The sequence below is a fragment of the Nesterenkonia xinjiangensis genome (assembly GCF_013410745.1).
Lineage (GTDB): Bacteria > Actinomycetota > Actinomycetes > Actinomycetales > Micrococcaceae > Nesterenkonia > Nesterenkonia xinjiangensis.
The window spans coordinates 2463566-2476882 of the sequence record NZ_JACCFY010000001.1 but is presented as its reverse complement, the minus strand read 5'-3'; the positions used below and the strand labels follow the sequence as shown (position 1 = coordinate 2476882).

At 68.9% G+C, this 13317-nt stretch carries 11 protein-coding genes and 1 tRNA gene; 10 read left to right on the top strand and 2 right to left on the bottom strand.

Going from position 1 to position 13317, the window contains the following annotated elements; all coding sequences use genetic code 11:
• The first annotated feature begins 93 nt into the window (after positions 1-93).
• From HNR09_RS11175 to HNR09_RS11140, 8 genes are all read left to right on the top strand, one after another.
• Positions 94-1575: an APC family permease gene (locus HNR09_RS11175; protein ID WP_179542105.1), complete on the top strand. Its 1482-nt coding sequence runs from the start codon at positions 94-96 to the stop codon at positions 1573-1575.
• A gap of 159 nt (positions 1576-1734) precedes the next feature.
• A complete protein-coding gene (locus tag HNR09_RS11170; RefSeq protein WP_179542104.1) occupies positions 1735-3225 on the top strand; it encodes a fumarylacetoacetate hydrolase family protein in 1491 nt (496 codons plus the stop codon).
• Positions 3222-3905, top strand: coding sequence for a GntR family transcriptional regulator (locus HNR09_RS11165; protein ID WP_179542103.1), 684 nt, complete (start codon positions 3222-3224; stop codon positions 3903-3905). The genes HNR09_RS11170 and HNR09_RS11165 overlap by 4 nt, the downstream gene beginning before the upstream one ends.
• 41 nt (positions 3906-3946) lie before the next feature.
• Positions 3947-5488, top strand: a complete 1542-nt coding sequence (gene hpaE / locus HNR09_RS11160) for a 5-carboxymethyl-2-hydroxymuconate semialdehyde dehydrogenase (RefSeq protein ID WP_179542102.1) — start codon at positions 3947-3949, stop codon at positions 5486-5488.
• 57 nt (positions 5489-5545) lie between these two features.
• A complete protein-coding gene (hpaD, locus tag HNR09_RS11155) occupies positions 5546-6655 on the top strand; it encodes a 3,4-dihydroxyphenylacetate 2,3-dioxygenase (protein ID WP_179542101.1) in 1110 nt (369 codons plus the stop codon).
• A gap of 11 nt (positions 6656-6666) precedes the next feature.
• Entirely contained in the window at positions 6667-7467 is an 801-nt protein-coding gene (locus tag HNR09_RS11150; RefSeq protein ID WP_179542100.1) for a fumarylacetoacetate hydrolase family protein, read from the top strand.
• Entirely contained in the window at positions 7452-8243 is a 792-nt protein-coding gene (locus HNR09_RS11145) for an HpcH/HpaI aldolase family protein (protein WP_179542099.1), read from the top strand. Before HNR09_RS11150 ends, HNR09_RS11145 begins: the two co-directional genes overlap by 16 nt.
• Before the next feature lie 2 nt (positions 8244-8245).
• Positions 8246-10153 (top strand): FAD-binding monooxygenase, encoded by a 1908-nt coding sequence (locus tag HNR09_RS11140; RefSeq protein ID WP_179542098.1) that lies wholly within the window; start codon positions 8246-8248, stop codon positions 10151-10153.
• A gap of 101 nt (positions 10154-10254) precedes the next feature.
• On the opposite strand, the gene HNR09_RS11135 is transcribed toward HNR09_RS11140, so the two are convergent.
• Positions 10255-12264, bottom strand: a complete 2010-nt coding sequence (locus HNR09_RS11135; RefSeq protein WP_179542097.1) for an FAD/NAD(P)-binding protein — start codon at positions 12262-12264, stop codon at positions 10255-10257.
• 168 nt (positions 12265-12432) lie between these two features.
• Here HNR09_RS11135 and HNR09_RS11130 point away from each other — a divergent pair.
• Positions 12433-12521: transfer RNA gene (locus HNR09_RS11130), tRNA-Ser, on the top strand.
• 117 nt (positions 12522-12638) lie between these two features.
• On the opposite strand, the gene HNR09_RS11125 is transcribed toward HNR09_RS11130, so the two are convergent.
• Entirely contained in the window at positions 12639-12854 is a 216-nt protein-coding gene (locus HNR09_RS11125) for a hypothetical protein (RefSeq protein WP_179542096.1), read from the bottom strand.
• A gap of 119 nt (positions 12855-12973) precedes the next feature.
• On the opposite strand from HNR09_RS11125, the gene HNR09_RS16390 reads away from it, so the two are divergent.
• The gene (locus HNR09_RS16390; RefSeq protein ID WP_281366350.1) at positions 12974-13096 is read left to right on the top strand and encodes a hypothetical protein; all 123 of its coding nucleotides are present in this window, start codon (positions 12974-12976) and stop codon (positions 13094-13096) included.
• The last annotated feature ends 221 nt before the right edge of the window (positions 13097-13317 follow it).

The following is a 13317-nucleotide window of genomic DNA, read 5'->3' as shown; positions in this document are numbered from 1 at the left end:
ACTCACGTGCACGGTGGCACAAGACTCGACTCCGCCCGCGCCTGACACTGGACTCACCCACCGTCACTCGACTGCACGAGACGGAGCCCAGACATGAATGACCCGATCCTCACCACGCAGACTCCAGCCCCCGAGGAGGCCGCCCTGGCCAGGCGCACCCTCGGCGTCCCCGCGCTGGTCTTCCTCATCATCGCCGCCTCGGCACCGCTGACCGTCCTGGCCGGCGGGGCGACCACCAGCTTCGCCGTCACCGGGGAGCTCGGCGTGCCCGTCGGATACCTCATCCTCGGAATCATCCTGGTCTTCTTCTCCGTCGGGTACGGCAGGATGAGCTCGCTGATCCAGAACGCGGGCGCCTTCTACGCCTACGTCACCGCCGGCCTGGGGACACGATCCGGCATCGGGACCTCGTTCCTGGCGCTGGTCACCTACAACTCCATGCAGATCGGCCTCTACGGGGTCTTCGGGTTCGCGGCCTCCTCGATCGTCGGAGACCTCTTCGGGATCACCGCGCCCTGGTGGGCCTGCGCACTGGTCGGGTGGCTCGTGGTCGGACTGCTCGGGGTGAACCGAGTCGATCTCAACGCGAAGGTGCTGGCGGTGATCGTGGCACTGGAGTTCGTCATCGTCGTCGCCGTCAGCCTGCTCTCCTTCAGCGTGGCACCAGAGGGCGTCACCGTGGAGGCGTTCATGCCGGAACACTGGATCACCGGCAGCTTCGGCGCGATGCTCGCCTTCGGCATCGCCGCCTTCATGGGGTTCGAATCCGGCGCCATCTACTCCGAGGAGGCGAAGGATCCGGCGCGCTCCGTCGCCCGGGCCACCTACATCGCCGTGGGCATCATCGCCCTGTTCTATGCCTTCTCCGCCTGGGCGTTCTCCGTGGGCGTGGGACCCTCGCTGATGGTGGCGGAGTCCCAGCAGTGGGGGCCCGATCTCATGTTCGTGTTCCTCGGCCAGCATGTCCCGGCGATCGTCACGAATCTGGCGGCGGTACTGTTCCTGACGAGCATCCTCGCGGCGATGATCGCCTTCCACAACGCCGCCGCGCGGTACTTCTTCTCCATGGGCCGCGCCCGCGTGCTGCCTTCCATCCTGGGGGCCACCAGCACGAGAAGCGGCGCCCCGGTGGCGGGTTCGCTGGCTCAGAGCGTGCTGGGCCTGGTGTTCATCGTGGTCTTCGCCGCCAGCGGCGCCGGCTCCGACCTCGGGCCGCTGTACCCGGTGCTGACGATGTTCCCCTGGCTGACCAACGCCGCAGGCTTCGGCATGGTGCTGCTGCTCTGCGTGACGTCGGTGGCGATCATGCGGCACCTGAGCCGGGACCCTGATCGGCATCCCGTGTTCCTGCGCCTGGTGGCGCCGCTGATCGCCGCCACCGGCTTCGCGGTCATCGCCGTGCTGATCATGGTCAACTTCGACGTCATGATCGAAGCTGAGGGCTTCTCCGCGCTGGTCGTCATCATCCCCGGGATCATCGTGGGCTCCGGCCTGGCCGGTCTGGCCTGGGGACAGTTCCTGCGCAGCAACAGGCCCGAGGTCTATGCGGCGGTGGAGCAGGCCACCATCGGTTGACCCGATCCCCTCGCCCGATGCCGCCTCAGGCGCGCCTCCCGGAGGAATGTGCATCGGATCACAGATGATATACGATCAGTGATATGATTCTGCGAGATGATGGCGAGGTCAGCCCCGCACCCTCGCCCCGCATTCTCACCGCTGCGACGAGGAGACCCCATGACTGACCAGACCCTTGCCTGGCCCGCCGACCTCCCCCGGCCCACGGGCAAGATCATCGCGGTGCACATCAGCTACGCCTCCCGCGCCGAGCAGCGCGGACGGCGGCCGGCCTCCCCCTCCTACTTCCTCAAGCCCGCCAGCTCGCTGGCCTCCTCGGGAGCCCACGTGGAGCGTCCCGCCGGCACCCAGCTGCTCGGCTTCGAGGGTGAGATCGCCCTGATCATCGGCACTGCCGCCCGGCGGGTCAGCCTCCAGGAGGCCTGGGGGCACATCGGCTGGATCACCGCCGCCGATGACCTCGGTCTCTATGACCTGCGCGGCAATGACAAGGGCTCCAACGTCCGCAACAAGGGCCGTGAGGGCTACACCCCGATGGGTCCCACGCTGATCCCCGCCACCGACGTGGACCCCTCGGCGCTGCGCCTGCGCACCTGGAAGAACGGCGACCTGGTCCAGGAGGACACCTCCGCGGGGATGATCTTCCCCCTCCCCCAACTCATCGCCGACCTGTCACAGCATCTGACCCTGCAGCCGGGGGACGTCATCCTCACCGGCACACCCGCCGGCGCATCCGTGGCGGAACCGGGCGACGTCGTCGAGGTGGAGGTCGACGTCGTCGGCGGGCCCACCACCGGTCGGCTGCGCACCATCGTCATCGAAGGCCCCGGAGACTTCGATCCCGCCCTCGGGAGCCTCCCTTCGGTGGACGACGCCCAGCGCGAGGAGGCCTGGGGATCGCGGACGGCGGCCGATCTGCCGGAACAGACCAGCGGGCTCAGCGAGTCGCTGCGCGCCAAGCTCGAGGAGGTCCCGGTGGCCGGACTGGCTCAGGAGATGCGCCGCCGCGGGTTCAACACCGTGACCATCGACGGCCCTCGCCCCACCCGCTCCGGCCGGAAGATGGTCGGCACCGCCCGCACCCTGCGCTTCATCCCGGGCCGAGAGGACCTCTTCCGCAGCCACGGCGGCGGCTACAACGCCCAGAAGCGGATCTTCGACGATGTCGGTGCCGGCGAGGTGATCGTCATCGAAGCCCGCGGCGAGACCGGCTCCGGCACGCTCGGCGACATCCTGGCCCTGCGCGCTCAGGCCCGCGGCGCCGCCGGGATCGTCACCGACGGCGGGGTCCGCGATCACTCCACCGTCGCCCAGATCGACCTCCCGGTCTTCTGCCAGGGCCCGCATCCCGCGGTGCTCGGCCGCCGCCACGTCCCCTGGGACGTGGACGTCACCATCGCCTGCGGCGGAGCCTCCGTCCAACCGGGCGACGTGATCGTCGGCGATGACGACGGCGTCATCGTGCTTCCCCCGCAGCTCGCCGAAGAGGTCGTGGATGCGGCGCTGACCAAGGAGGCCGAGGACGCCTGGGTCGCCGAGCAGGTCAGCGCCGGGCATCCGGTCGACGGGCTGTTCCCGATGAACGCCGAGTGGAGGGCCCGCTATGAGGCCGCCGCGAGTGCCGCCGACGAGGGATCTGAGACCCGATGACCGCAATCCGCATCGATGAGCAGGCCAGCAAGTCCGAGCGCACATACCGGTGGATCCGCGAGCGCATCATCAGCCGCGACTTCAACCCCGGCTACCGGCTCGTGCTGGGCACCATCGCCAAGGAGCTCGGCGTCAGCACGGTGCCGGTGCGCGAAGCCGTGCGGCGCCTGGAGGCCGAGGGACTGATCGAGTTCGAGCGCAACATCGGCGCCCGGGTCGCCATGGTGGACGCCAGCGAGTACATCGACACCATGCAGACCCTCGGAGTGCTCGAGGGCGCGGCCACCGCCTTGGCGCTGAGCCGGATGAGCGAGGCCGACCTCGACCGCGCCGAGGCGATCAACGAGCAGATGCGGGCCCTGCTGGACCACTTCGAGCCCACGGTGTTCACGGCCCTGAACGAGAGGTTCCACCGCGCCCTGGTGCACCGTTGCCCCAACCCGCACATCGCCGACCTGGTGGACCGCGGCTGGAACCGACTCTCCGGGCTGCGCAGCTCCACCTTCAGCTTCGTCCCGGAGCGGGCACCGCTCTCCGTGGCCGAGCACGAGCACATCCTGACGCTGATCCGTGAGAATGCTGACCCGGTGGAGATCGAGATGGCGGTGCGGCACCACAAGTGGCGCACCGTAGATGCCTACCGAGGCCAGACCGGCGCCCCCTCGACAGTCAGCCCCTGACCACACCAGACCCCGCCCAGACCCCGCCCTGAGAGGACCCCATGAACTCCCTGGAGACCCAGACCGCAGGCCCCGTCACCGAGACCGCCGGGCACCGTGTGCCCACAGACCTGCCGCAGAGCATCCGGCACTACATCGACGGCGAGTTCGTCGACTCCACCGACGGCGAGACCTTCGACGTCATCGACCCGGTCACCAACGCGACCTACATCCAGGCCGCCTCCGGCAAGGCCGCCGACGTCGACCGTGCCGTGGCCGCCGCACGGCGTGCCTTCGTCGAGGGTCCCTGGCCGCGCATGCTCCCCCGCGAGCGCTCCCGGGTGCTGCATCGCATCGCGGACCTGGTGGAGACCCGCGGAGATCGGCTCGCCGAGCTGGAGTCCTTCGACTCCGGGCTGCCGATCACCCAGGCTCTCGGTCAGGCGCGCCGGGCCGCGGAGAACTTCCGGTTCTTCGCGGACCTGATCGTCGCGCAGGCCGACGACGTCTACAAGGTGCCCGGCCGGCAGGTGAACTATGTGAACCGCAAGCCCATCGGCGTCGCCGGTCTCATCACCCCCTGGAACACCCCGTTCATGCTGGAGAGCTGGAAGCTCGCCCCGGCCATCGCGGCCGGCAACACGGTGGTGCTCAAGCCGGCGGAGTTCACCCCGCTCTCCGCCGGCCTGTGGGCCGGCATCTTCGAAGAGGCCGGCCTGCCGCAGGGCGTGTTCAACTTGGTCAACGGCTTCGGCGAGCAGGCCGGCGACGCCCTGGTCAAGCACCCGGAGGTCCCGCTGATCTCCTTCACCGGTGAGTCCGCTACCGGTCAGCTGATCTTCGCCAACGCGGCCCCGCACCTGAAGGGCCTGTCCATGGAGCTGGGCGGGAAATCCCCGGCGATCGTCTTCGCCGACGCCGACCTGGAGGCCGCTGTCAACGCCACCATCTTCGGGGTGTTCTCCCTCAACGGGGAGCGCTGCACCGCCGGTTCGCGGATCCTGGTCCAGCGGGAGTTCTACGACGAGTTCGTGGAGCGCTACGCCGCCCAGGCGAAGCGGGTGAAGGTCGGGCTGCCGCACGAGAAGTCCACCGAGGTGGGCGCCCTGGTGCACCCGGAGCATTACGAGAAGGTCATGAGCTACGTGGAGCTCGGCAAGACCGAGGGCCGACTCGTGGCCGGAGGCGGCCGTCCGGAGGGCTTCGAGTCGGGGAACTTCGTGGCACCGACGGTCTTCGCCGACGTCCCGCCCACCGCGCGGATCTTCCAGGAGGAGATCTTCGGGCCCGTCGTCGCCATCACACCCTTCGACACCGAGGAGGAGGCCCTCGCCCTGGCCAATGACACCCGGTACGGACTGGCCGCCTACGTGTGGACCAATGACCTCAAGCGCTCCCACAACTTCGCCCAGGCAGTCGACGCCGGCATGGTGTGGCTGAACTCCAACAACGTCCGAGACCTGCGCACCCCGTTCGGCGGGGTGAAGGCCTCCGGCCTCGGCCATGAGGGCGGCTACCGCTCCCTGGACTTCTACACCGACCAGCAGGCGGTCCACATCAATCTCGGCGAGGTCCACAACCCGGTCTTCGGCAAGGCCGACTGACCCCGCACCGCACTGCCCCATCCCCTCTCATCCTCATCAGCAGCAAGGACGCTCAGCATGACAGACACGAACCCGAACCCCCTCCCGACCCCCTCCACTCCGCCGCCGGACATCCTGCGGTGCGCCTCCATGGAGCTGGTGGTCACCGATCTGCAGCGCTCCCGTGACTTCTACGTGGACGTGTTGGACCTGGTGGTCACCGAGGAGGACGAGGACGCCATCTACCTGCGCTCCATGGAGGAGTTCATCCATCACAACCTGATCCTCCGGAAGGGGGACGAGGCCGCCGTCGCCGCCTTCTCCTACCGGGTGCGCAGTCCGGAGGACCTGGACCGCGCCGAGGCCTTCTACCGGGAGCTGGGCTGCCCGGTGAAGCGGAACTCCGAGGGCTTCGTCAAGGGACTCGGCGACTCGGTCCGAGTGCAGGACCCGCTGGGCTTCCCCTACGAGTTCTTCCACGAGGTGGAACATGTGGAGCGGCTCGCCTGGCGCTATGACCTCTACTCCCCCGGCGCGCTGGTGCGCATCGACCATTTCAACCAGGTCACCCCGGACGTGCCGCGAGCCGTGGGATACATGGAGACCCTCGGCTTCCGCGTCACCGAGGACATCCAGGACGACGCCGGCACCACCTACGCCGCCTGGATGCGCCGCAAGCCCACAGTGCATGACACCGCCATGACCGGCGGCGCCGGGCCCCGGATGCACCATGTCGCCTTCGCCACCCATGAGAAGCACAACATCCTGGCCATCTGCGACAAGCTGGGTGCGCTGCGGCTCTCCGACCACATCGAGCGCGGCCCCGGCCGGCACGGGGTCTCCAACGCCTTCTACCTCTACCTGCGCGACCCGGACGGGCACCGCATCGAGGTCTACACCCAGGACTACTACACCGGCGACCCGGACAACCCGCGCGTCACCTGGGACGTCCACGACAACCAGCGCCGCGACTGGTGGGGCAACCCGGTGGTCCCCTCCTGGTACACCGAGGCCTCCACGGTGCTGGACCTCGAGGGACGCCCGGTGCCCACCGCCGAACGCACCGACGACTCCGAGATGGCTGTGACCATCGGAGCCGACGGATTCTCCTACACCCGGGCGGACGAGGGCGCGGAGTCGATGCCCACCTGGAAGCAGGGCGAGTACAAGCTGGGCCACCAGCTCTAGAGGAGGAACACATGCTCACTGAGACCCAGATCGGACAGATCGCCGACGAGCTGGCAGCCGCTGAGCGGGACCGTTCCATGGTTCCGCTGCTGACCGCCCGTCACCCGGAGATGACCGTGGAGGACTCTTACGCGGTGCAGAACGAGTGGCGACGCCGAGGCATCGAGGCCGGCCGCCGCCCGGCCGGCCACAAGATCGGTCTGACCTCGAAGGTCATGCAGGTCGCCACCGGCATCACGGAGCCCGACTACGGCACCATCTTCGCCGACATGGTCCATGAGACCGGTGCGGTGCTGGAGCACGGCTCCTTCACCGGAGTGCGAGTGGAGGTGGAGCTGGCCTTCGTCCTGGGCCGGGAGCTGTCCGGCAGGGATCTCACCGGCCGAGAGACCACGATCTTCGACGTCCTGGACGCCACCGACTACGTGGTGCCCGCCCTCGAGGTCCTCTCCAGCCGCATCGAGATGGAGGGACGAAGCATCGTGGACACCATCAGTGACAACGCCGCGATGGGTGCCATGGTCTACGGCGGTCGGCCGGTGCGGCCCCACGACGTCGACCTCCGCTGGGTCTCCGCGCTGCTGTACCGCAACGAGACCATCGAGGAGTCCGGGGTGGCCGCCGCCGTGCTGGGCCACCCCGCCCGCGGGGTCGCCTGGCTGGCCGACCGGCTCGCCGGACACGGGGACCGGCTCGAGGCCGGAGAGATCATCCTCGCCGGATCCTTCACCCGGCCCATGTGGGTCCACCCCGGAGACACCGTCCACTGTGACTACGGAGAACTGGGAGCTGTGACATGCCGATTCATCTGAGCCCCACCCTGCGCGAACGGCTCACCGACTCCGATCGCCCCCTGGTGGGGGGCTGGGTCTGCTCCGGATCGCCGGTGATGGCGGAGGTCATGGCCGGCGGCGGGCTGGACGTGCTGCTGCTGGACATGGAGCACGCCCCCAACGGCCTGGAGTCGATCCTCGCCCAGCTGCACGCGGTCTCCGGATACCCCGTCACCCCGATCGTGCGCGTCCCGTCAGCGGATGCGGTCACCATCAAACAGGTGCTCGACCTCGGGGCCCAGAACATCCTGGTCCCGATGGTCTCCACCGCCGAGGAGGCCCGCGAGGTCGCCGCCGCCGCGCAGTACCCCCCGGCGGGCCGACGCGGGATCGGCAGCGCCTTGGCCCGCTCCGGCCGATGGAGCCGGGTTCCCGACTATCTGGCCCGCGGTGCCGAGCACGTCTCGGTGTTCGTCCAGATCGAGACCGTCGAGGGTGTGGAGAACGCCGAGGACATCGCCGCTGTGGACGGCATCGACGGCATCTTCCTGGGACCCTCCGATCTGTCCGCCTCCATGGGGCTGCTCGGCCAGCAGACCCACCCGGACGTCGTCGCCGCCGTCGAGCGGTCCTTCGCCGCCGGACGCGCCGCCGGAGTGCCGGTCGGTGTCAACGCCTTCGACCCGGACGTCGCCAGGGGCTACGTGGCCGCGGGCGCCGACTGGATCCTGGTGGGCGCCGACGTCTCCCTGGCCGCCCGCGGCGCCGAGCGCCTCGCCGCCGAGTTCATCCCCCAGCCACCCGCAGGAGCATGACGATGCAGTTTCACCACCACGGTTACGTCTCCACGGATCCGCGCATCCGCCCCGCCGCCGGGATCGGTCTGGACCGTCCCGAGGATCTCCCTGACGAGATGGACGTGCTCATCGTGGGCACCGGCCCGGCAGGAATGATCGCAGCCGCCCAGCTGTCCATGTTCCCGGAGGTCCACACCCGGATCATCGAGCGCCGCCCCCACCGGCTTCAGGTCGGTCAGGCCGACGGCATCCAGGCCCGCAGCGTGGAGACCTTCCAGGCCTTCGGCTTCGCCGAGGAGCTCTCCTGCGAGGCCTATCACATCACCGAGATGGCGTTCTGGAAGCCGGACACCGAGCACCCGGAGCACATCGCGCGCGCCGCCCAGCCGGTGGACGATCCGCAGGACGTCAGCGAGTTCCCGCATCTGATCGTCAACCAGGCGCGCATCCTGGACCACTTCGGCGCTTTCATGGAGCGTTCACCAAGCCGGATGCGCCCGGACTACGGGATCGAGTTCCTGGACCTCACTGTGGAGGACTCCGGGGAGCACCCGGTGGCCGTGCGGGTCAGACACACCTCCGGCCCGCGGGAAGGCGAAGAACGCGTGATCCGTGCGAAGTACGTGCTGGGAGCCGACGGCGCCCGCAGCCGGGTGCGCGCCTCGATCGGGCGCAGCCTCGACGGCGACCAGGCCAACCACGCCTGGGGTGTGATGGACGTGCTGGCCCGCACGGACTTCCCCGACATCCGGCTCAAATGCGCCATCCAGTCCCACTCCGGGGGCAGCATCCTGCTGATCCCGCGGGAAGGCGGCCACCTGTTCCGCATGTATGTGGACCTCGGCGAGGTCACCCCTGAGCGCAAGGCGCGCATCCGGGAGACCACGGTGGAGGAGATCGCGCAGAAGGCCAATGCGATCCTGCACCCCTACACGCTTCAGGTGCGCAATGTGGCCTGGCACAGCGTCTATGAGGTGGGCCACCGGCTGACAGACAAGTTCGACGACGTCGATGACGGGGCGAGCGGCTCGCACACCCCGCGGGTGTTCATCGCCGGAGACGCCTGCCACACCCACTCCGCCAAGGCCGGGCAGGGCATGAACGTGTCCATGCAGGACGGCTTCAACCTGGGCTGGAAGCTGGGGCATGTGCTCTCCGGGCGCAGTCCGGAGGACCTGCTGCGCACCTACTCGGCCGAGCGCCAGGTGATCGCGCAGAATCTGATCGACTTCGACCGCGAGTGGTCCACGATGATGGCCAAGCGGCCGGAAGACTTCAGCGACCCCTCCGAGCTGGAGGACTTCTACGTCAAGACCGCGGAGTTCCCGGCCGGCTTCATGACCCAGTACGAACCCTCGATGGTCATCGGCACCGACGAGCATCAGGGGCTGGCCGAGGGTTTCCCGGTGGGCAAGCGGTTCAAATCTTCCCGAGTGGTGCGGGTCTGCGACACCAATCCGCTGCACCTGGGCCACCAGGCCGAAGCGGACGGCCGCTGGCGGATATACGCCTTCGCCGACCGCCCGGCCGCCGGACAGCCCTCCGCGCTGACCGACTGGGCGCAGTGGATGGCCGAGTCCCCGGACTCCCCGGTGGTGCGCTGCACTCCCGAGGGTGAGGACGTCGATGCGCTCGTCGACGTCAAGGTCGTCTACCAGCAGCGGCACACCGAGTTCGAGGTCACCGACGCCCCGCGGATCTTCCTGCCGGAGGTGGGGCCCTTCCGGCTGCTGCAGTACGAGAAGGTCTTCGCCGTGCTCGATGACGAGGACATCTTCGAGGCCCGCGGCATCTCCCGGGAGGGCGCCGTCGTCGTGGTCCGTCCGGACCAGTACGTGGCGCAGGTCCTGCCGCTGACCGACACCTCAGGGCTGGCGGAGTTCTTCGCGCAGAACACCCTGGACGCGCGGATGCGGGAGCGCGCCTGAGGGGCGCCTTCCCCAGTGGCTCTGCGGATCGGGCCCTTATGAAGGCGAACATCGCGTCATAAGGGCTCAAACCGCAGAGCCACCTGCTGTGCCGGGGCCGTTCAGCCGCCCAGTGCGCTCTGCAGGATGCTGCCCGCCGCGGCATCGGCGTCGGCCAGGGTGCGGGCTCCGGAGCGGGGGTCACCGCCGGACTCGGCGGCGATGGCGGTGCCCCACTGCACCGAGCTCAGCTGCAGGCCGAGGACATAGACGCCTTCCAGCGGCGTGCCCTCGGCGTCGATGAGCCGGTGGGGCGTCTCGGTGACGTCGAAGCCCTTTCCCGCCCGGGCGGTGCCGGAGACGTCGACGACCTCCTTCGGGCGCGCCAGGCCGTCCTCGAGCAGACCTGCCACCAGAGGTGAGCAGGACATCTGCACCCGGTTGGCCGGCATCATCGCCTCCACGAGCCGGTGCGCTCGCACCGGCTCGGTCGCCACCCACGGAGACTCAGCGGTGAAGGCCCGAGCCTCACGGTCGACGTCGAAGACCGGGTCTGGTCCGAGGAAGTCCACCACACCGGCGCGGGTCAGGGCAGCGAGCTCTTCGATGCGCTGCAGCGGCGGGCCGCTCGCCAGCCCCTCCACCAAGGGCTCGAACCAGCCCTCGATCTCAGCCACCTGGCTGTCGGTGGAGACCCTGCCCTCGCTGATGAGCGCCTTGAGCTCCATGCGTGCGGCGTGCAGCGCACCGATGGCCATCTTCACCGGGCTCGCCGCGCCTGCTGCCGAGGTGGTCGCGTCGTCCTCCAGGTAGGCGAGCATGTGGTCCCGGTGATGGTCCGCAGAGTCGAAGACGAGGTCGTCGAAGGGCCGACCCAGCGAGCGGATGTCGAACCACAGCACGTCCGGGGCATGCTCATGAAGCAGGTGCTGCCCCTGGACGGCCAGCACCTGCTCGCCGACCCCGGGATCCGCCAGGAGCTCGTCGAATGAGACGAGGAATGCGTCCGGCCCGGCGGGGAACAGCTCCGGGTGGACGGCGGCCAGCGTCCGATAGTAGGTGCACAGGACATCGCGATGGACGAGCGGCCAGAGGTGCGCGGCGAAGTCCAGCAGGTCATGGCGACGCTCGGCCCCCTCCACGGCCTCGTCAGTGAAGTGGACCAGTCGGATGCCTGCCGGGACGAAGCCTGCGGCGGTCGTCTTGGCCCGGTAGGGGGCTCCTCGGCGGGCACCCGCGACCAGGTGCGGCTCCCCGCCGCTGCGATGGTACTCCAGACGGCGACCCGGCGGATTCTCTGGAAGGTGACGGAATCGTCCGCCGCGGCCGGCGGAGAGCTGGATCATCAGATCGAAGAAGTTCAGCCCCATTCCGCGGACCAGCACCGTCTCTCCCTCCGGGATCGAGTCCACGTCGACGTCGGTGGGGATGGCCGGGGGCGAGTAGTGCAGGCCCAGGTCACCGGCCACCTCGGCCAGATGCTGCCCGGAGTCGCTGAGCCGCGCCGGCACGTGGCCGAGGGCGAGGACCACGGCGTCGGCGGCGAGGACGGCACCGTCGTCGCAGGTCAGCCTGTAGGGACAGGGAGCTGATCCGAGGCGTGAGCTTCGTGCGGCACCGTCCTGGCCTTCGCCGTCCTGTCCCTTGTCGTCATAGCGGTGCAGGCGCGTGACCTGGACTCGCCGGGCCTCCACCTCCACCCCGTCACGGGCGCCGAGCAGGGCGACGGCGTCCTCGTGCAGCTCGGTGAGATACCGGCCGTAGTCCGCGCGGGTGGGGTAGTCGGCGTCGTCGAGCTTTCCCAAGCGGGTGCGTCGCCACCGGGCGAAGCTCAGCGAGATCGCAGAGGCTGCCAGCTCCTGTCTGGTCTCCCCCGCCGGGGCCGCCGTGGGATAGCTGGCCGGAGTGTTCATCAGGTACAGGGGTGACTGCTCCGGATCCCAGACCCGGCCTGGGCCATGGGCGGCGGGATCCAGCACCACGATGCGCATCTGTGGCACAGGGTCCGGCACATGGTCCAGGTGGGCGAGCAGCCGCTCCAGGAAGGAGGTCCCCCGCGGGCCGGCGCCGACGACGGCGATGACGTGCTCCCTGCTCGCCGATGCCGTCTGCGGTGTCTCGGCCTGGCTCATCCGCTGAGGCCTCCTGTCTGGCGAGCTCCCGAAAGGTGTCCAGACCAGGGTACTGTGCGGCGCCTCGGAGGCTGCGCTCCCGCTTTTGTGCTCTCAGGAGGATTCCCGCTACTCTAGTGGGGCGTCTGGACGAGCCGTGGGTGATCCCCGTGGGGTTCCAGGCGCACAGGAGGCGTGCCGGAGCGGCCGAACGGACTTCACTGCTAATGAAGGGTCCGGTTTATCCCGGACCGGGGGTTCAAATCCCCCCGCCTCCGCCGAATGAGGCCCGGAATCCCGCCGATGTGGCGGGGTCCGGGCCTCTTCTGTCCCCAGGTTCGATGGATTCGTCCACCGTCGACGAAGCGCTCAGGGCCCCCGGGGCTCGTCCACCGTCACCTCCGACGATTCAGCGTGAGCAGGGAAGCGACGGCGTAGGCCGCTCCTGCCAGCATGATTGCTGTCCCGAACGGGATGCTGCTGGGAATCACGATGGAACCCAGATGGAGCTCCCCTGAAGCGATCGCGATGCCGAGTAATACGAAGGCGGCACCAGACAAGGCTCCCTGGGCAGCAGACCAGTTCCGTTGCTTCTTCGTCTGACGGTTCACGTCAGTCCTCCCGATGTCTCCGTGCACGACACAGTCCAGTCAACACGATCAGGGCGACGCTGGTCTCCGGCGGGCAGGTTCCTGGCATCTCGCGCGGCCTCCTCGGCTACTATCCAGTCATGATCATCCGGTACCTCGTCATGAAGATCGCGGGATTCGTCCTTCGCCTGGTGCGTCGTCGCTTCGGGCGCCAGTCCGCTCCTCCCGAGAACGCCGGACGCCGCAGTCGCAGGAGGCAGTGAGACAACGAACACACGCCGTCTGCGGAGAAGAAGACGGCGTTCCTGAGCCCGCGTGCCGAGTTCGCCACCCCTCCCCGGAGCGCTGCGGGTGGGGCGTCGTCGTGCGCGCACATCATCCGAACCTCCCCGGAGGATGAAGTCGCGGAATCACGTCCAGAGGATCACCAGCCGATCACAGGCTCCTGCTCATCCTCGCCTCGTAGCGTAGGAGTCACCTCATA

Bases quoted from the DNA above. Each gene is read 5' to 3' on its own strand.
- HNR09_RS16390 (WP_281366350.1), top strand. From the start codon at position 12,974: ATGATCATCCGGTACCTCGTCATGAAGATCGCGGGATTCGTCCTTCGC.
- HNR09_RS11145 (WP_179542099.1), top strand. From the start codon at position 7,452: ATGCCGATTCATCTGAGCCCCACCCTGCGCGAACGGCTCACCGACTCC.
- HNR09_RS11150 (WP_179542100.1), top strand. From the start codon at position 6,667: ATGCTCACTGAGACCCAGATCGGACAGATCGCCGACGAGCTGGCAGCC.
- HNR09_RS11175 (WP_179542105.1), top strand. From the start codon at position 94: ATGAATGACCCGATCCTCACCACGCAGACTCCAGCCCCCGAGGAGGCC.
- HNR09_RS11165 (WP_179542103.1), top strand. From the start codon at position 3,222: ATGACCGCAATCCGCATCGATGAGCAGGCCAGCAAGTCCGAGCGCACA.
- hpaD (WP_179542101.1), top strand. From the start codon at position 5,546: ATGACAGACACGAACCCGAACCCCCTCCCGACCCCCTCCACTCCGCCG.
- HNR09_RS11140 (WP_179542098.1), top strand. From the start codon at position 8,246: ATGCAGTTTCACCACCACGGTTACGTCTCCACGGATCCGCGCATCCGC.
- HNR09_RS11170 (WP_179542104.1), top strand. From the start codon at position 1,735: ATGACTGACCAGACCCTTGCCTGGCCCGCCGACCTCCCCCGGCCCACG.
- hpaE (WP_179542102.1), top strand. From the start codon at position 3,947: ATGAACTCCCTGGAGACCCAGACCGCAGGCCCCGTCACCGAGACCGCC.
- HNR09_RS11135 (WP_179542097.1), bottom strand. From the start codon at position 12,264: ATGAGCCAGGCCGAGACACCGCAGACGGCATCGGCGAGCAGGGAGCAC.